General features: G+C 35.0%; 24 protein-coding genes. 12 read left to right on the plus strand and 12 right to left on the minus strand.

The window, feature by feature from the left end; translation table 11 throughout:
• The first annotated feature begins 28 nt into the window (after positions 1 to 28).
• A complete protein-coding gene (locus AC1M9K_RS00515; RefSeq protein ID WP_481588166.1) occupies positions 29 to 961 on the plus strand; it encodes a hypothetical protein in 933 nt (310 codons plus the stop codon).
• Between the two features lie 80 nt (positions 962 to 1,041).
• On the opposite strand, the gene AC1M9K_RS00520 is transcribed toward AC1M9K_RS00515, so the two are convergent.
• From AC1M9K_RS00520 to AC1M9K_RS00545, 6 genes are all read right to left on the minus strand, one after another.
• Positions 1,042 to 1,542 (minus strand): hypothetical protein, encoded by a 501-nt coding sequence (locus tag AC1M9K_RS00520; RefSeq protein WP_481588167.1) that lies wholly within the window; start codon positions 1,540 to 1,542, stop codon positions 1,042 to 1,044.
• A gap of 2 nt (positions 1,543 to 1,544) precedes the next feature.
• A complete protein-coding gene (locus tag AC1M9K_RS00525) occupies positions 1,545 to 1,949 on the minus strand; it encodes a DUF559 domain-containing protein (RefSeq protein WP_481588168.1) in 405 nt (134 codons plus the stop codon).
• The gene (locus AC1M9K_RS00530; protein WP_179998045.1) at positions 1,946 to 2,206 is read right to left on the minus strand and encodes a helix-turn-helix domain-containing protein; all 261 of its coding nucleotides are present in this window, start codon (positions 2,204 to 2,206) and stop codon (positions 1,946 to 1,948) included. Before AC1M9K_RS00530 ends, AC1M9K_RS00525 begins: the two co-directional genes overlap by 4 nt.
• Positions 2,203 to 3,150, minus strand: coding sequence for a helix-turn-helix domain-containing protein (locus AC1M9K_RS00535; protein ID WP_481588169.1), 948 nt, complete (start codon positions 3,148 to 3,150; stop codon positions 2,203 to 2,205). Before AC1M9K_RS00535 ends, AC1M9K_RS00530 begins: the two co-directional genes overlap by 4 nt.
• A 200-nt stretch (positions 3,151 to 3,350) precedes the next feature.
• Positions 3,351 to 3,803, minus strand: coding sequence for a phage regulatory CII family protein (locus tag AC1M9K_RS00540; RefSeq protein WP_481587469.1), 453 nt, complete (start codon positions 3,801 to 3,803; stop codon positions 3,351 to 3,353).
• A 23-nt stretch (positions 3,804 to 3,826) separates the two neighbouring features.
• Positions 3,827 to 4,078: a hypothetical protein gene (locus tag AC1M9K_RS00545; RefSeq protein ID WP_481587470.1), complete on the minus strand. Its 252-nt coding sequence runs from the start codon at positions 4,076 to 4,078 to the stop codon at positions 3,827 to 3,829.
• A gap of 132 nt (positions 4,079 to 4,210) precedes the next feature.
• Between AC1M9K_RS00545 and AC1M9K_RS00550 the strand changes: the two genes are divergently transcribed.
• Genes AC1M9K_RS00550 through AC1M9K_RS00560 form a run of 3 tightly spaced genes read left to right on the plus strand, consistent with a single transcriptional unit; the run spans position 4,211 to position 6,694 of the window.
• Complete coding sequence (locus AC1M9K_RS00550) at positions 4,211 to 4,876, plus strand: LexA family protein (protein WP_481588170.1); 666 nt, start codon at positions 4,211 to 4,213, stop codon at positions 4,874 to 4,876.
• Between the two features lie 58 nt (positions 4,877 to 4,934).
• The gene (locus AC1M9K_RS00555; protein ID WP_481588171.1) at positions 4,935 to 6,053 is read left to right on the plus strand and encodes a GmrSD restriction endonuclease domain-containing protein; all 1,119 of its coding nucleotides are present in this window, start codon (positions 4,935 to 4,937) and stop codon (positions 6,051 to 6,053) included.
• Positions 6,050 to 6,694, plus strand: coding sequence for an MAE_28990/MAE_18760 family HEPN-like nuclease (locus AC1M9K_RS00560; RefSeq protein ID WP_481588172.1), 645 nt, complete (start codon positions 6,050 to 6,052; stop codon positions 6,692 to 6,694). The genes AC1M9K_RS00555 and AC1M9K_RS00560 overlap by 4 nt, the downstream gene beginning before the upstream one ends.
• A 24-nt stretch (positions 6,695 to 6,718) precedes the next feature.
• Here AC1M9K_RS00560 and AC1M9K_RS00565 read toward each other — a convergent pair whose 3' ends face one another.
• Positions 6,719 to 7,993 (minus strand): N-6 DNA methylase, encoded by a 1,275-nt coding sequence (locus AC1M9K_RS00565; protein ID WP_481588173.1) that lies wholly within the window; start codon positions 7,991 to 7,993, stop codon positions 6,719 to 6,721.
• A 356-nt stretch (positions 7,994 to 8,349) separates the two neighbouring features.
• On the opposite strand from AC1M9K_RS00565, the gene AC1M9K_RS00570 reads away from it, so the two are divergent.
• From AC1M9K_RS00570 to AC1M9K_RS00585, 4 genes are all read left to right on the plus strand, one after another.
• Positions 8,350 to 8,778 (plus strand): hypothetical protein, encoded by a 429-nt coding sequence (locus AC1M9K_RS00570; RefSeq protein WP_481588174.1) that lies wholly within the window; start codon positions 8,350 to 8,352, stop codon positions 8,776 to 8,778.
• Complete coding sequence (locus AC1M9K_RS00575) at positions 8,778 to 9,899, plus strand: ATP-binding protein (RefSeq protein WP_481588175.1); 1,122 nt, start codon at positions 8,778 to 8,780, stop codon at positions 9,897 to 9,899. The genes AC1M9K_RS00570 and AC1M9K_RS00575 overlap by 1 nt, the downstream gene beginning before the upstream one ends.
• The gene (locus AC1M9K_RS00580) at positions 9,896 to 10,039 is read left to right on the plus strand and encodes a hypothetical protein (protein WP_481588176.1); all 144 of its coding nucleotides are present in this window, start codon (positions 9,896 to 9,898) and stop codon (positions 10,037 to 10,039) included. Before AC1M9K_RS00575 ends, AC1M9K_RS00580 begins: the two co-directional genes overlap by 4 nt.
• Before the next feature lie 64 nt (positions 10,040 to 10,103).
• On the plus strand, positions 10,104 to 10,370 hold the full coding sequence (locus tag AC1M9K_RS00585) for a helix-turn-helix domain-containing protein (protein WP_481588177.1): 267 nt from the start codon (positions 10,104 to 10,106) through the stop codon (positions 10,368 to 10,370).
• A gap of 14 nt (positions 10,371 to 10,384) precedes the next feature.
• Here AC1M9K_RS00585 and AC1M9K_RS00590 read toward each other — a convergent pair whose 3' ends face one another.
• A complete protein-coding gene (locus tag AC1M9K_RS00590) occupies positions 10,385 to 11,647 on the minus strand; it encodes a tyrosine-type recombinase/integrase (protein ID WP_481588178.1) in 1,263 nt (420 codons plus the stop codon).
• A 310-nt stretch (positions 11,648 to 11,957) separates the two neighbouring features.
• Positions 11,958 to 12,191 carry a hypothetical protein gene (locus tag AC1M9K_RS00595; RefSeq protein ID WP_035270711.1) on the minus strand — a complete coding sequence of 78 codons (234 nt, stop codon included), beginning with the start codon at positions 12,189 to 12,191 and terminating at the stop codon, positions 11,958 to 11,960.
• A gap of 273 nt (positions 12,192 to 12,464) precedes the next feature.
• Between AC1M9K_RS00595 and AC1M9K_RS00600 the strand changes: the two genes are divergently transcribed.
• Positions 12,465 to 13,013 carry a hypothetical protein gene (locus AC1M9K_RS00600; RefSeq protein WP_092766323.1) on the plus strand — a complete coding sequence of 183 codons (549 nt, stop codon included), beginning with the start codon at positions 12,465 to 12,467 and terminating at the stop codon, positions 13,011 to 13,013.
• Between the two features lie 146 nt (positions 13,014 to 13,159).
• Positions 13,160 to 13,636 carry a hypothetical protein gene (locus AC1M9K_RS00605; protein ID WP_035263591.1) on the plus strand — a complete coding sequence of 159 codons (477 nt, stop codon included), beginning with the start codon at positions 13,160 to 13,162 and terminating at the stop codon, positions 13,634 to 13,636.
• A 44-nt stretch (positions 13,637 to 13,680) separates the two neighbouring features.
• On the opposite strand, the gene AC1M9K_RS00610 is transcribed toward AC1M9K_RS00605, so the two are convergent.
• From AC1M9K_RS00610 to prmB, 3 genes are all read right to left on the minus strand, one after another.
• Complete coding sequence (locus tag AC1M9K_RS00610) at positions 13,681 to 14,034, minus strand: hypothetical protein (RefSeq protein ID WP_481588179.1); 354 nt, start codon at positions 14,032 to 14,034, stop codon at positions 13,681 to 13,683.
• Between the two features lie 98 nt (positions 14,035 to 14,132).
• A complete protein-coding gene (aroC, locus tag AC1M9K_RS00615; protein WP_092766326.1) occupies positions 14,133 to 15,218 on the minus strand; it encodes a chorismate synthase in 1,086 nt (361 codons plus the stop codon).
• A 14-nt stretch (positions 15,219 to 15,232) separates the two neighbouring features.
• On the minus strand, positions 15,233 to 16,243 hold the full coding sequence (gene prmB, locus AC1M9K_RS00620) for a 50S ribosomal protein L3 N(5)-glutamine methyltransferase (protein ID WP_092766327.1): 1,011 nt from the start codon (positions 16,241 to 16,243) through the stop codon (positions 15,233 to 15,235).
• Between the two features lie 371 nt (positions 16,244 to 16,614).
• On the opposite strand from prmB, the gene AC1M9K_RS00625 reads away from it, so the two are divergent.
• Both AC1M9K_RS00625 and AC1M9K_RS00630 read left to right on the plus strand, forming a co-directional pair.
• Complete coding sequence (locus AC1M9K_RS00625) at positions 16,615 to 16,824, plus strand: cold-shock protein (RefSeq protein WP_035263597.1); 210 nt, start codon at positions 16,615 to 16,617, stop codon at positions 16,822 to 16,824.
• Positions 16,825 to 16,947: 123 nt separating this feature from the next.
• Positions 16,948 to 17,253, plus strand: coding sequence for a hypothetical protein (locus AC1M9K_RS00630; protein ID WP_092766328.1), 306 nt, complete (start codon positions 16,948 to 16,950; stop codon positions 17,251 to 17,253).
• Positions 17,254 to 17,278 lie beyond the last annotated feature (25 nt).

A 17,278-nucleotide genomic window follows, 5' to 3' on the forward strand; every position in this document is an offset into this window, starting at 1 on the left:
AAATTAAGAATTACATTGAGAACTTAACTTGAAAACAAATTTTAATTTAGACCTTGCCTTATTTTTTACATCCTTATCAATAATTCTATATTCATGTGGTTATTTTTATATACAAGCATATGTAAAATATTTCGATTACTCTCATGAAGCATTAGGCTTTGATTTTCAAAATTATTTAGTTTATGGTGGCTTACAAGGTTTTCAAGTAATTATTTTAGGTATATTAGTTCCTATAACTTTATCTTTAATAAATAAATTTATCGGTGAAAACATCACCAAATCCATCACCAAATCATTTAATTATTTGTTAATTTTCGCACTAACCTCCATTTTCAAAATTACACTTAAATCCCTTAATTTTATTTACACTCCAGTAAGAGCACTATCAAATTTTATATATAAATTCCCTCGACTTTCCAACATTATTGATTTTTATATTTTTATATTTTTACTAATAATTTCTTCTCCTTTAATTATACTTATATTTTTTTTAAAGTTTATTATTCGAAGAATTAAGCCATCAATTTACCGTACACACAGATTTGCAAAACGTGAAGTCAACTGGGATAACACTATTGATACACCTAATATTGACAAAGGTTTTAGAGAGCTTTTAGCCCATTACTTAACTTCAATCTTGATATACGCAATTTTTATTTTATCAATATATTATCTTATGGATGTTGAAAAAGATGGCTACGATGACGCTAAAAAAATGATAAATAATGGGCCTATTATTATGGCACAAATTAAAGATGATAAAATAACTGAATGGTATAAAGTTAATAAAATAAATGAACCAAATATTAAAAATATAAAAATCTTAAAATGTGGAAAATCAAAATGCTTAATTGCAGTAAAAATTCCTAGTCAATATTATTTTACCGAGCAAAACCTTTTAGCTTCAAAATTGTATCTAATTACCACAATTAACAACGATAGCTATTCTGTCACATATTAAAAATAAATTAACTGTTAAAGCTAAGTGCCTTACAAGGCACTTTCATCTTTAAATGAAATAGGTTGTCTTAAAAATTTTTATTAATATTTAATAAATCCATACCGACTATGCAATGCAGCTAAACCGCACTTAACATCCATTCTTGAATCTGCTTGAGTACGATTTTCACGTACCATTTCAGACCAAGAATTCCCATAAAAATATCGATCAATAACTGCATCCATCCAATCATCTAAAATTTCAGATTGTCCCTGCATATCTAATATTAAACGCTGTACGGCGCGTGCTTCATTATCATCAATCTGACACACAATTTTTGTCTGCTTTAATTTTGGTAATTGATAATCACCAGTCAGGAAGTCAACAATGATTTTTGATTCCTGTAGATTGGTCAGTTTTTTCTGTTTTCTTTTCTTAGTGGCATGATCCATGGCCACTGCAATCGGATTAATACTTTGGCTACATGTACCACTAACTGAATTCATCCATGCGCCAAATTGGTGTAACCATCCTTCTAAATCAAAACGTGACCAATCTATTGTTTGTAAAATATGTTGTTTCGTTGCCTCTGCTACGACCATTACTATTCCCCTACCATCTTCTCAATTTGTTGTATTGCTAAACCTGATTTCACTTGTTCTGTACTAAACCGTATTACCTGGTAACCCATCATTGTTGCTGCGTTGTATTTTTCCATATCGTCGATATAACCTTTGCCTCTAGTGTGTCTACCTCCACTCCATATCCCACCTTCAACCTCGATCAATATTTTTTTGCAGTTTAGATGGAAATCAGCTCTCCATTTACGTTTGGGATGGAACCTAAACTCTCTCTCAAATTCGATTCTGTGCGCCTTAAGTTGTAAAGCTAATATCGACTCTCCCATACTTTCAGTTTGCTTATCACGGCGCGGAGATTTTGACTTAATTAAATTTTTACTTTTTGAGCCGTACAAGCTTTTATATTCAGCAAGGGAAATACTTGTCATACTGATTTTCCAAAAGCGATATCAGCAAATAATTCCCTTGCTGATTTGCTCAATCTGAATCCCTGCGGAGTTTGGCCATCCTTTTCCACGAGCCCCCAATTCGCTAGTCCATTCAAATAACGTTGCAGGCTACGGATTGAAATTCCCATGTTCGGTTGAATCTCATCGAAAATTTGTTTCACAGAGATTCTTCCATTCGTTGAAGACATGATTCTCAAGATCATCAGGTTTGTAATCGTGCGATCAGCTTCAGTCACGCTGCACCTCCCATTAGCACGCCGTTGAAACCTACTTGTTTCAAATAGGATTCCCACTTTTTCGCCTGTTCAGGTTTTTCAAGTTTCATTGAGATACGAGCTGCAAGTTTTTCATAGGACTCACCTGGCTCAGCGTATTTACCAGCAAACTCTGGATGCTTAGCTAATTTCTGAGCAAACACCTGAATCTGTTTGTCAGTGAGGTATTTTGGTTCTGCAGTAGAATTTAATTTCTGATGGCCATTGGAATTTATATACTTGGTGCGGTATGCGTTGATCAACCAATCTGCAAAATGGAAATTCATCAATTCATCACAGAGATTCTTTCCAGCGTTGTATATTTCAAATGCACGTTTTTCACGATCACCCCAAGTTGCGTTCATGAGCATTTCAAAATCCAAATCAGGATCAGCCAAAAAAATTTCTTCACGAAGTTTTTTGAAGCAAAGCCACCCTTTTTTATTTTTAGATTCTAATGGGAGATTCATTGGGAGATTCTGTGTCCCGTTAACGGCACTATTCAAAGTCCCGTTAACGGCACTATTCAAAGTCCCGTTAACGGAATCATTCCGTTTTTGGTACTGTTCCGTTTCTGGCACTATTTCAGGCAAATTTTTTTCCTGTAATTGTGCCGTTTTAGGCATAGTTTCACGGCCATTTACGCCATTTAGTCGATAGACTTTTACACGCTTCGTTGAACCTTTTCGTTCTCCAGTATCTGAGATCAAATGATCTTCCAGAAGTTCAGCAATAATCTTAAGGACGGTTTTACGCTCAAGACCGGTATCTTTCTCAAGGCGTTGCATACTTGGATAGCAGCAATGGTCTTCACCGGCACGATCGGCCAATGAGAGTAAAATGAGGCGTTTCAGTGGTATACGACAACCACCTTTCTTTTCGCTCAATTCCACTCTCCAAGCCCAGTTTGTTGCATCTAAGCTCATATTATTTCCCGTCCCAGTTTGCATTACTTTCTATCAGTAGCTTTAAATATCTTTTGATATGGCGCATGAACACCACCACGTCGCCTGCAAAGATTTCCTGATCTAAATTGTTTCGAGTGGGTTGATGTGCTAAATTTGATTTCATATTCATATTTGATTTACCTCGAATTGAATAACCTGAAGAAGCCTGACCTCGACCGTCAGGCTTTTTCGTCTACGCATGCATGAATTTGCGAATCCAGCTTTGCTAAAAATAAATGCAGTTGATGTATGACTTTAGACATGTCCAAGGCTTCTCCTTGCGTAATACGTCCATCTGCCATCATTTCTCTAAAGACTTCACATACATCCCCACCGCCCTTACCAATGCTTAAAACTAGATCTGTTAGCGCCGTATCTCTACATTCAGGAATCTGAGGCAAATCTATCGAGACCTTTCCATGTTCGGCATTGAATGCTTGCAAAATTCTGCAATCCCCTGTGATCGCGATTAACTTTGAAGCTTCGACAAGCGTTAGATGATGTGTTTCCGTATTTGGATTGACTTTACTGTTCAACACAGCAGGACTTTTAATGCCAAGGCGTGGCGCAAGTGCATTTGCTCCGCCTGGATAATCGTGAACTGTGTTATATGCAGCATCAGTGATGTTCATTCGTATTCCCTTTGAACGTGTTTTTAGGCAGATGCTTTATTACTATTTTGGTTGTTTACTTCATTTCTAGGAATCAACCCAAAATGTTGCAAAATCTCGGTTTCCGATACTTGACCATTACTTGCTTGAGCCAAAGATTTTCTAAGATTTTTTCTTGGCTCTTTATAGCCATAAAGTAAATGTGTTTTTAAATAACCCACTGTAGTACCAGCATTTTTTGCATAGATCTCTAAATCACTAGGATTTAATTCATTAATAAAATCTCTAAAATTCATAGATTGACCCTCTCATATGAATTCAAATATTACCTTTTAGGTAATGTAAATACAACCTTTTTTCTTGTTTACCTTTTTGGTGATAAATCTACAATTGATAAGTGTGTCTCGTCACACTGAAATAGGAATACTATGGACAGCAAATCAATCAGATACAAAAACACTCGCATCCTTGTTGATCAAGTCGGCGGAGTATCCAGTTTTGCTGAGAAAATTGGTAAAGGACAATCCCAAACCAGTCAGTTCGCAGGTACAAATCCTATAAAAGGAATTGGTAATAAGGTTGCTCGTGAAATCGAAGATGCATTCGATAAACCACATGGTTGGTTAGACATTCCGCATGTCGATGAAAAAGCAATATTAGAACCAAATATTTCTACCCCAATCCCTATCGCTGGTCGCCTAGTTCCAGTTATTTCGTGGGTACAAGCAGGAACTTGGACTTCAGTTGACTCAGTACCTAATGGCACACAATTTGAAGAATGGTTACCCCCTAACCCTAAATGCGGAAAGAATGGGTATGGATTGGAAGTCGTCGGAGAATCTATGATGCCTGACTTTAGACCAGGCGATAAGATTTATGTAAATCCTGATTTTCAAACGGCGGATTTGAGAACTGGTGATCTTGTAATCGTTGCTTGTGAAGGTGATGCTGAAGCAACATTTAAAAAACTAATATTAGAAAGCGGCAATGTTTACCTTCAACCTTTAAATCCTCACTGGCCAGAACAAACTATCGCACTAGTCGATGGCTGTAAGTTGGTTGGTAAGGTAGTTGGGTTGTATCGGGATGTTTAAATCAATTTTTTGAACTATTAAGAAATTATATTATTTAAAACTTTATATGGTAGAGAAAATGTCAAATCTTCAGCAAGAAATCGATAAAGCTAGACTACAAGTAAATACTGACTCATATCCTATGTCCATAGGCGAATTAGTGAACTTATACGACGATGGTGAACTAGATATACATCCAGAATTTCAACGTGTTTATAGATGGTCTGACGAGCAAAAAAGTCGTCTTATTGAATCTATTCTTTTAGGTATTCCTCTCCCATCAATTTTTGTTGCTCAAAGAAAAGATGGTATTTGGGATGTTGTTGACGGTTTACAAAGAATATCAACAATTCTTTCATTTTTGGGAAAACTAAAAGATGAAGACGGTAGAGTCAAGAAACCCTTAATTTTACAGGCTACTAAATATCTACCATCATTGAAGGATAAAGTTTGGGAAAATATTCATAATCCTGATCAAGAACTTGATATTGAAATCAAGAGAATATTTAAACGAGAAAAAATTGATATTAAAATTATTAAAAGAGAAAGTGACAATGATACTAAATTTGAGTTATTTCAAAGACTTAATACAGGAGGTTCAAAACTTTCTGATCAAGAAGTACGTAATTGCATGCTATTAATGCACAATAAAAAAGCATTCTTTTGGTTAAAAGATCTTACGACTAATGAATCATTCAAAACAACGCTACCTATATCTGAAAAGCAATCTGAAGAATCTTACGACACTGAACTTGCATTAAGATTCTTTATATATAGAAATAGCAGTGAAGCCATTAGAAGAGAACATACGGATGTTGGGCCTTATTTAAATGCTGAAATGATCAGATTATTCGATGATAAACAAAATTTTAATTTTGATCATGAATTACAAATTTTTCGAAAAACATTTGCTATCGCAGAACAGGCTTTAGATGATGAAGCTTTTAAAAAATTTAATCATACTAAAGGAAAATATGAGGGAGCTATCTCATTACCTGTTTATGAAGCTGCTTCATTTGGTCTATCCAAATTGATTGAAAACACAGATTTTGATGATAATAAACTTGTTGAAATATTTATAAATAAAACTAAAGAGTTAACAAAAGACCAAGAATATATACAAGTACTTCAAAGTCGAACTCGACCTATAGATAGAATGGTTGAGATGTCTAAAATTGCAACACGGATATTTAAATGAAAATCCGAACATCTTTAGAATTACAAGATAGTTTGCATAAGGATATTAAATGGCGTAAACGAGAGTTTACGACTCTTAACTTAATGATACAGTCTAGCCGTGGTCATGAAAAGGCAATTTTAATCAGAGCTGCAATTGTTTTGTTATATTCACATTGGGAAGGTCATATCAAACATTGTGCCCTAGCTTATATAAATTACCTTAATAATAAAGGCTTGCCATTTAATAGACTTAAAGAAAATTTTCTTTTTTTAAGTATCCCTGACAAATTTAGAAAAGGATTTTCAATTAATAAAATTTCCTCATTATTAGATTTAAATGACTTTGTTAACAATCCTCCAGCACAAAACTTCAAAGTTGATGAAAATATTGTTGTTTCTACAGATTCAAATTTAAAATACCCTGTTTTACTTAATATTTTGCAACAGTTGGGTTTGGATTCAGCACCTTTTGAACTTAAAGAGCATTTCATAGACTCCAAGTTATTACGTTGTCGTAATGCTATAGCTCATGGTGATAATTTAGGGGCGCAAGATATTGAAGAAACTTTTGAGGAAATAAAAAAAGAATTGCTTACTATGATTGAGTTGTTCCAAAACTTAATATTTAAAGCAGTAGAAAATCAAGAGTACTTAAAATAAAAATCCACTCCATTGGATTAGTCATCAAAATGATTCATCCAATGGAATATCTTTAATTACCTGAACAGTTAAATGTCGTAACCGAATTCTTTTATTTAAAAAATCATTTATAGCATCCGACTTGAGTAACTTTAAAAGTTTTTTGCAATCTCTCAAAGAATTATTTCTGGGCTTAATTACTATTAGGTGGTTTTCTATTGCTACCATAGACTTAAGATTAATAATTGTTGCTGTGGCCCTATATTTATCCCCTGGACTAGAAGTTCTTTTAATAATTACAAATGGTGGTGAAATCACTTTTCCTTGAAATCTCCTTGTTTCACTAATGGAATCTAAAACCTCCCATCCTGGTGTGTTTTTGGAATGAAAATAAGGGTACTCATTACCTTGTTCAATATCTCTATAGCCAACTAGAGGGCCAATACAAACATCGAACCTCGTTGATAAGGCTTTATAATTGCCTAAATCCTCCTGCCATGAAATTAACTTATGATTTTCTTCTTCCGTAATTATCCCGGATAAAATAAAAACATCAACATCAGTTTTAGTATTAAATCGCCCCCATTGAATACATTTTGCAGACATGTTAAGAGAACAGAAATTGCGAAATAAATTATATCGACTCCCTGAGCGCAATACTTCTGGCAAAATTGCAACTACAACACAATTTTTCGGTAAAATTCTTAGATATAGATCAAAAACTATACCTGCAGCATTTATTTTACCTTGTTTCCAATAGTTTTTATTTGGTGATTGCCAAATTGAAAATGGAGGATTCATTGCTACATGAGTTATTTCTTTTAAATCTGCCTTAGTAACTATTAATGCATCCATTACTTTTATATTTTTAAAGTATGATATTGCTTGCTCAATTGAACAATTTTTTTGAACTCCGCGATTTAATGCTTCAATAATTAATCTTAGTTTAGTCGCCTCAATAAAAGATTCATGTATATCAAAGCCCCATAGAATTTCACCCCATTCCTCAAGTGTCTCACTTAAAGTATCTCGCACTCCGAGTTTTCTGGAACACTCAATTAATAAGTTCCCTGCTCCACATGTTGGATCCAAAACTCTTGATTTTGAGGTTAATGCTTTATCAAATGAATTAATTGTCTTCGTTGCTAGTATTTGTCCCGTAAAAAAACTTCCAGCTTCTCTCATCTGCTCTAGAGGAAGACATTGTCTTAAAACTGTATCTATAGAATCTAAGTCAACAATTGACTTGATAGATTCTAATGAGGAATTATCAATCAGATACCTAAGATTTTGATTGTGAATGTAAAGTTGGTTCATCATCGAATACTGCAGGAGCTTATAGCATTTATACCATTTTTATGAAAAAAAAACTACAATTAAAGCATTGAATATAAAAGACTTTTAAATAACATAAACTGCAGTTAAAACAATATATTAGCTAAATAAATTTAATGATTTAGCTTTATATAAATTAATCTAGGCATTTAAAAAATATGAATAGTAATCCTTTTTGGTTTTCTTTTGCCTATTACAAAATAAAAACACCTTAAAGATAATAAAAAGATAATTTAATAGTTGCAATTAATTACCTTTTAGGTAATATTTATCTCACAGACAACAAAAAAGCACCCCTGCCTTCGAAATCATGGGTGCTTTGCATCACTGCGAGATCAATTATGAATTTAAATTTCACACCATTCAATACCGTCGCCGTAAGTTTATTGGTATCTACTGTAACAATTGGTGCAGTAGTATTCACAAATCAACCAGACCCTTTGGACTTAAAGCTTAGCTATTCAAGCTATGTACCTAATCAAACATCTGTCGCAGCCCTAAAATTGACCTCTGAAACGACTGGCTACGCTGTAATACGTTTTGATGAATACACACTCGACATGTCATTCGACTATGAAAAATTCACGAATGATTACGGCGTACCTGGTAGTGAATTTGATGATGCAATGATTACATCGCTGACGATCGATAAAATTCACGATGTATTAGGTAATTCAGTATCAGATTTCACAGATCACAATGACCATTACAACATTAATCAAATGCTGATTACTCACATGCATAAGAATCGCATGTTAGGGGGTGTGTAATGGCCCTTCCTATCATTGAAGCGAACCAAACACTATTGGTTCAAGCCATCATTGTTTATCTCTATGCGGATCCAGGACTTGGGAAAACTTCAATTGGATTTACAGGTGATAAAGCAATTTCCTTTGACTTTGATAAAGGTGCACATCGTACTGGTGAGCTTCGTCGTGGTGCAGTAGTTCAAGTTCAACAATGGTCAGATGTAGCAAATCTTACACCTCAAGATTTAGCACCATATAACACAGTGGTTATTGATACTGTTGGCGCCATGCTTGAGAGCATCAAGACACACTTGGCTTTGAACAATACCAACAAACAAAAAGATGGTTCACTCAAACTTAAAGCTCAAGGTCTGGCCAACAATATTTTTAAGCAATACGTGAACACCTTAATCGCGTCAGGAAAAGATGTGGTTTTTATTGCACATGCTTCTGAAGATCAAAACGGCGATCAAATTGTATATCGTCCTGATCTAGGCGGTAAGAACCGTAACGAGCTTTATCGAATAGCTGACATTATGGGTTATTTAACGACTGTGACCACTGGTGAAGGTAAAAATGCACGTGTCATTAGCTTTAAGCCTTGCCCAACTCATCATGCAAAAAATGCTGGTGGCTTAGGTGGTGAAACTGGTGAGGTGTGGGTACCTGACTTAAAACAGAATCCTACATTCTTGGCTGACATCATTAAACAAGCTAAAGACCATATCAACAGAATGACACCTGAGCAGTTGGAAACTATCAAAGCGGATGAAGACTTTGAAAATTGGAAACAAAGTTGCACTGAAGCTCAACATGCTGGGGATTTAAACCAACTCACTGAATCATTACCTCAGGGCCATCGGTATGTAATGGATATGTGGTACGCCGTTCAACTTCGGGCAAAAGAATTAGGCTGTCCTTACAACAAAGATGAAAAGAAATGGCTCAATCCACCTGAATTCAATGGCATTTCAAATGAGCAACTTGCTCATCTTCAAGACTTCATTGCAGAACGTGGCTTAGACACGAAAACCGTTTGTGAATACTTAGGCTTAGATGCCTTGGCACAGATTGAGGTAAAGCAATTTGCAGCGGTTAAAGTCGAAATAGATAACTATGCGAAAAGTATGGTGAAAACATGAAATTTAATTATTCCTCTATTACCCGAACACTGACAGTGTTCGGGACGCGAATGACCCATATTTTCGAAAATGTTGGTATTGGTGAAATTGATACGTTGGTCATCAATGCAAAGTTTAAAGAAGCGACTTGGAGAAAGTAATGAAAAAAAATTATGTATCAGATTTGCAAAATGAAAAACAAATACAACTAACTGAGGTGTTTTCATGGCTTTGAAAAGTTTAAAAAATATCAATGAGGATGAACGATCTAAATTATTAAAACCTTTTTTAGATGCTCCAGATGATCAAAAGTTTGGACAAGATTTGGTAGCTCTATATTTAGATTGTTCGCCTTGGACTTTAGCTAGAATGCGCTGTGATGGGTCTGAACTTCCCTACACCAAAATTGGTCGTAGAGTTGCTTATAGAAAAGCTGATGTACTCGCTTTTGAAAAAAGAAGAACTGTCACCTGCACAGCACAATACGCATAATTTAAAAGGCAGGTTTATCCTGCCTTTAATTGTTTGAGTCTTTCATCCCAGACACTTTCGTAGTTAAAACAATCAATTTTTCCTTGGTATACAGCCTCAATCATATTCATGGAAGCTCTTAATTCCTCCATCGGTATTTGTACATATCCACCTGTGACATCTAAACGCGGTCTAGCAGTATGGTTAAGCAGTCGTTTAGTCACATAGATGTTAAATCTTAGTAAATTACATATCGTCGCGAATGTGCGTCTAAAATCATGCATCGATACATAAAAATTAACTTGGGTACCTATTTTCTTGAGTGCAGTATCTACTACAGTAGCGTGAATATTATGAGAAGTTGGAAGTTTAGTCGCTGGGAATACCCAATCATTTTCTTTTAGTAAGTATCTTTCCTTTAGTATAGACAGTAAATGATCCCCTACTGGAAATTCATGATTAGAACCATTTTTCGTGTCTCTAAAAATAACTATACCTTCTTTAAAATTTACATCTTCCCATTTAAGACCGCAGACTTCTTGGCGACGGCAACCGGTATACATGGTAAATAAAATGATATCTCTATGCGTGTTGGATCGTGCTGTATTTTCTAGATTAAGCTCATCCTCATAATTTAAAACGGCGTTGTAGTACTTATGAATGATACTTTTATCTAAATGCCTATCACGACTTTCAATCTTATTCCAACCTTTAGTTACGGCAATAATATCTACTGGATTGCTTTTTAAAATTGGATTTTCATCGGTAGAATAAAGCACATGAATATATTTCCAGACTGTGCCTAGCAATGAAATTGCACCATTGGCTGATGACTTGCTGAGCTCAGATACTTCGATAAATTTATCCAGGACTTCTTTTTTTGTTATTTCGAAGAGCTTACGATCTGACCACTTTAAGTATAAATCAAAGTATTTTTTATACTGTCTAATTGTTTTAGGTTTGAAATCATTTCTATCAATGTAAATTTTTAATGCTTCATCCACAGTGATATTTAAAAAATTATTTACGCTTACTTTTTCATTTGGACTAATGTATTCCCCATTGGAGATTTGAGCCAAAATCATTTGGGCTTTTGCTCGAGCAGAATTTACGGATATTTCATTCGCTTTCCCAATCACGACTCGATAAAGTTTCCCCTCGTGTCTACGTTCAACAATATAGGATTTTGATTTCGTGGTGACTCGAATCGCGAAACCGATCAAATCTTTATCTCTGATAATTTTTTGACCAGAATCCGTCAATGGGATAGCATAAACATTAGACTTGTTGAGTTTCATGATTAATCCAATAAACCTTCAGTAAGTTTATTAAATCATGCTTCTCAACAGTCTACAAATAGTCTACACGTGATTTTTTAAGACTTTTATAGCATCGTTAAAATTAATATAAACTACTAATAAATATATAATTTTAAGTTAAGAATAATCCACAATGGTGTTATAGAAAAAGTAGAATCCACCTAACCTACTTTGGATTGGGAATGTTTGGTGCATATTGAACCGTGCTTAATTTCGAATAGAACTATATTATAAAATAGATAATGAATAGTGATGAGAATAAGAAAGGCAGCTCAAGGCTGCCTTTAAATTAATTCAGTGCGATGACTTTAACTAAGATTGTTTGTGATTCTTCAAAGTCATCAAATATTTGCTTTCGATTAAGTTCTTTTGACTTCACTTTAAACTCATGATTCTGGTACTGAATGACTGATGGAATTGAATCGAAATACGCATAGTCTGCCTCGATGGTTTCTTCAAACAATGGAGTGCCCAATTGATAGTCTTTGCTCTTCAGCACCACATATTTCACAGTCGTTTTCATTTCATACTCTTTTATTAACGCTTTATTTTTAGTTATATCACCTTTTGAAAAGTGTTCAATCAAAAATAGAAACGTTTGACCATAAAGGACTCAATCAATTATTTTTTACCACCTTTAAACTTAATTCAAGCAACCTGACAAGCATCACAAAAAGAATAATAGCAAAACACGACAATAAATATATATTTTTTTGATAACTGGTTAACATTTATATGGATTGTATGCTAAATTTAGTATATACAAAAACAACATCTATTTAACTGGTTGATAATAATGAAAGTTCAATTTATATCTATTCTTACTGCTCTTTCACTGAGTGGGTGTATCGTTGTATCCAATAAACCAAATGCAAGTTCTGCAAAAGCTTATGCATCTAATGTTATTGATTTTAAACCTTCAGAAAATGCCAAGCGAATTGAAACACGTGGTCAGGTGATTTGTGAACCATCAAAACCATGTACTGAGTTAACATTTGATTGGAAACAGCAGAGCAATAATTTATTTAGAGTACATACCAATCTATTTGATCGAAAATCTTTTGATATCAAGCAAGTGATTTTCACGCTAGATGGTCAAACTTATCCTTACACAACTTTAACTCAAACCAATACACGATCAGTCAACAATTCCGATCTCATTAACTCTTCAAATTACATTGATGTACCAATGAATTTTGTCGTTATGTTTGATCAGTCTAAATCTATCGATATTGCTGTAGTGACAGATCAAGGTGCTATTACGCATAGCATTTTAAAAGATGGGCATGCATCATTTGCCTATCAAACATTTAAAAGTGGCTACCAACAATTTAAGCAAAAGTAAAAAAGACCCACTATGGGTCTTTTTTAATCATCGATACAAAACTGCAACGTGTTATTAGACTGCTAGGCATTTCATTTTTTAGAATTTTTCGTTAGATTTAACAAATTGTGTACACAGTTATAATAAACAAGACAATAGGTAAAATCATGAAAATCAAACTAGCGCTTATTTCAGCATTGGTTGTATTAACAGGTTGTGCAGGAAGTTATCCAGAACGTGTTGTAACCAAAGGACCTCTCATCTGTGCTACTGATGAAATTTGCCCTGAGCTTGCACTCCGTTGGAATGATGAAAAGCGTAATGGTTTTAAAATAACTGCAGATGTAAATGACACTATACAGCACGATATAAAACAATTGAACTTTATTGTTGATGGTCAGCCTTATGTCTATTCAACAATTCAACCAACCCAATATGCAACTGCAGCTGGTGTAACGAATTCATCTAATTTTATTGTCGTTCCTGTAAGTTTTTTAAACTCATTTAGAGACGCAAAACAAATTGATCTAAAAATCGTGACAGCTAACGGCGAAGTGACTCGTCCCATCCTGCAAGCTGACGGTCAGAAGTCTTCTGCTTACTTAACATTTATCAAAGGTTATACAGGTCAAACTATCGAATAAATGAATTATTCACTAAAAAGCCAGTTTGTTGAACTGGCTTTTTTTTAAGGCTTACAACTTTTTTGATAACTTGTTCCTAAATCTTGGAATGATAACTCAAAAGAATTTCTCATTTTTTTTGCAAATAATGCTTCTTCTTTTGCTTTAGCCATATAAATATTCTTTTGTGCTATTCGCTCTAAAGCATTTAATGCATCTGCATATTCACAAGCTCTTTGAATGATCAACGAAATATTCTGCTTACTATCGACCGATTGATGTAATCGAATTTGACTCGCTTCAATTTCGTTATAAATTGACTTCACTTCAATATCAAACTGAGATTGTGTTAAGCCATTCGCATAACTATACGATAATCCGCATAAGACCATCGCCCCAACCAATATCCTTATTTTCAATTGAATTCCCCATAAAACGTTCAATTGCAATTTTAAAATTATATTAAAAAGCCAGATCAATCATCTGGCTTTTTACATCATACGCTTTTTTACTTTGGTTAAATTGGCTCAAATGGCGCAACAACGTCGGCATTTTGGGCACGATGACGCATAAAGTGATCCATTAACACGATTGCAAGCATCGCTTCAGCGATTGGTGTCGCACGAACACCCACACAAGGATCGTGACGACCTTTAGTAAGAACATCCGTATCTTCACGATTAATGGTAATCGTTTTGCCTGGTGTGGTAATAGAAGCAGTAGGTTTTAGTGCAATTGATACACGAATATCTTGACCACTTGAGATACCACCTAATATACCACCAGCGTGATTCGCTAAGAAGCCATCAGTTGTCAGTTCATCACGTGTTTCATGACCAAATTGTTCAGCCACGCCAAAACCATCACCAATCTCTACACCTTTAACCGCATTAATTGACATCATCGCATGAGCGATATCAGCATCTAAACGGTCGAAAACAGGTTCTCCCCAGCCTACGGGTACTTTAGAAGCAATAATTTCAAGTCGTGCTCCACAGCTTGTTCCTTTTTCACGCAATGATGTCACAAGTGCTTCAAAGCGTGGTACGGCATCAACATCACCACAAAAGAATGGATTATTCGGCACTTCATTCCAATCTAATTTTGCTGTTTTTTCAGTTCCGATTTGAGTTACATGCCCACGGATTTCAATACCAAATTTTTCAAATAAGAATTTTTTAGCAATTGCACCCGCTGCAACACGCATCGCTGTTTCACGTGCGCTTGAGCGACCACCACCACGGTAATCACGGAAACCATACTTTTGTGTATAAGTATAGTCTGCATGACCTGGACGGAAAGTTTGTGCGATATTACCGTAATCTTTAGATTTTTGGTCTGTATTACGAATTAAAAGACCAATGGATGTCCCAGTGGTTTTACCTTCGAACACACCTGAAATAATTTCAACTTCATCTGGTTCTTTGCGTTGTGTTGCAAATTTAGAGGTACCTGGTTTACGACGATCTAAGTCTATTTGTAAGTCCTCAGCTGATAACTTCAGACCTGGTGGAACTCCATCTACAATCGCCATCAAACCAACACCGTGAGATTCACCACAAGTTGTTACACGGAACAATTGTCCAATACTATTGCCAGCCATGTTCAACAACTCCTTTAAACTTGAACAGATTGAATGAATAAATCACGATATTGACGGCATTGTGCTGCAGTCAGTGCAAAAATACCTGATCCACCACGTTGGAATTGCAACCAGTAGAAATCAACAGTATTAAAGTTTTGCTTCATCGCCCATTCTGAGTTGCCCACTTCAATGACGATTAAACCATCTTCAGTTAAATAGTCTGCGGCTTGAGCCAGCATTTTACGCACAAGATCCAAACCATCTTGACCCGCTGCCAATGCCAATTCTGGCTCGTGATGAAACTCATCTGGTAAATCTGCCATATCTTCAGCATCGACATACGGCGGATTAGAAATAATTAAATCGTATTGATTTTCAGCAGGTATTTTAGCGAAAAGATCAGATTCCAATAAAGCGACTTGATACTGTTTATTGTGATGCTCACAGTTGATTTGAGCAACCTCAAGGGCTTCTTTTGAAATATCAGTAGCATCGACTTCAGAATCAGGGAATGCATATGCCAAAGCAATTGCGATACAACCAGAGCCAGTACACATATCCAAAATACGCTGTGGAGTTTTAGGATTTGGATTCACTGGCAAATTATTGACCGCTTCACCCATTTCACCATTTTCAGTCAAACAATAAGGTGCAAAACGATTTTCAATTAGCTCAACGATTGGTGAGCGTGGAATCAGTACACGCTCATCTACATAAAATGGTTTACCAAAGAAATAAGCAAGATTTAATAAATATGAAGTAGGAACACGGTCATTGATACGACGTTCGAGTAAACTCAAGAATTCCGCAACTTCGCTTGGCAGCAATTTTGAGTCTAAAATCTCAGCATCGGCATTCCAGTCTAGTGACAAAGTTTGTAAAACTAAAGCAGAACTTTCAGCAAAATAATCTTCAGTACCTTGACCTAAGTGTGCATCGTATTGACGTAATGCTGTAACACCAAAACGAATAAAATCTCGAATAGTTGTTAAGTTTTCAGCGGCTTCCTGTAGATGTTCAGGGCTAATAGTCGGTCGATCCACTTAAGGCGTCTCCAAGGTCAATTTTTTAAAAACGGTCTATGATACCTTGTTTTATCCTATTAATAAAAAGTTCTATCCGTGTTATTCGGCAAATTTGTATTGAAAATTTGAATAGTTAGAATTATCCATTGAATAAGGTCTACTCATTCAGGTTTTAAAATAGCGAGAAAGTTGATTAAAACTAACGATATTGAAAATAATCGTGTATACTCGAAGCCAACTAGAAAATTTATGTTGTTTCATTAAATCTTTTATTTCGCAGTGTTAGTCATAATCCTACGTTTGGTTTCAGATTTTAAGTTTCATTTTTTTTCCAAGTTACATCATTGAGTTCAAACTCATAACATTAAAGTTTTATTAGGATTCCTATTATGTCTAATACTGTTAAAGGTACAGTTAAATGGTTCAACGAAACTAAAGGTTTCGGTTTCATCCAACAAGAAAACGGTCCTGACGTTTTTGCTCACTTCAGCGAAATCAAAGGTTCAGGCTTCAAAACTTTGGCTGAAGGCCAACAAGTTGAATTCAGCGTAACTCAAGGTCCTAAAGGTCCTAACGCTGTTGACATCGTAGCAGTTTAATTAACTGTTAAAAAAAGCGGGCTTTGCCCGCTTTTTTTCGTCTCTCGAAAAGTTCACCAGACTTGAAAAAGAAAATTTAGACTCAAACTAATAAAAGTTAAAGTGAATTTCAAAAGTTAAAGTATGAGTTATAAACACAATAATTTAATGGCAATGCGTCAAAATTACTGGAGTGATGATTCTTCCCCTCGTGTAACAACAGAAAAACAATTTCTTAAGCAATTTTTGATGGATCATCAAATTTTTGAAAATCCAAGTTCGGATGATGTTAAATATTTTGTCTTCAGCTTACCTAGCGTCATTATTATCAAAGCATATGCCCTTGGATTTATTCATGAAACTGTTGTCAACTTAATGAAATTATTCATTTCAGAGTATCGCGTGTCTCTGTCGGCTCGAGTTCAACTCCCAGTTAAATATCGACTTTAAAAATGCTTAGGCTATTTAAGTTTGA

The sequence above is a fragment of the Acinetobacter sp. 24-47-67 genome (assembly GCF_056779735.1).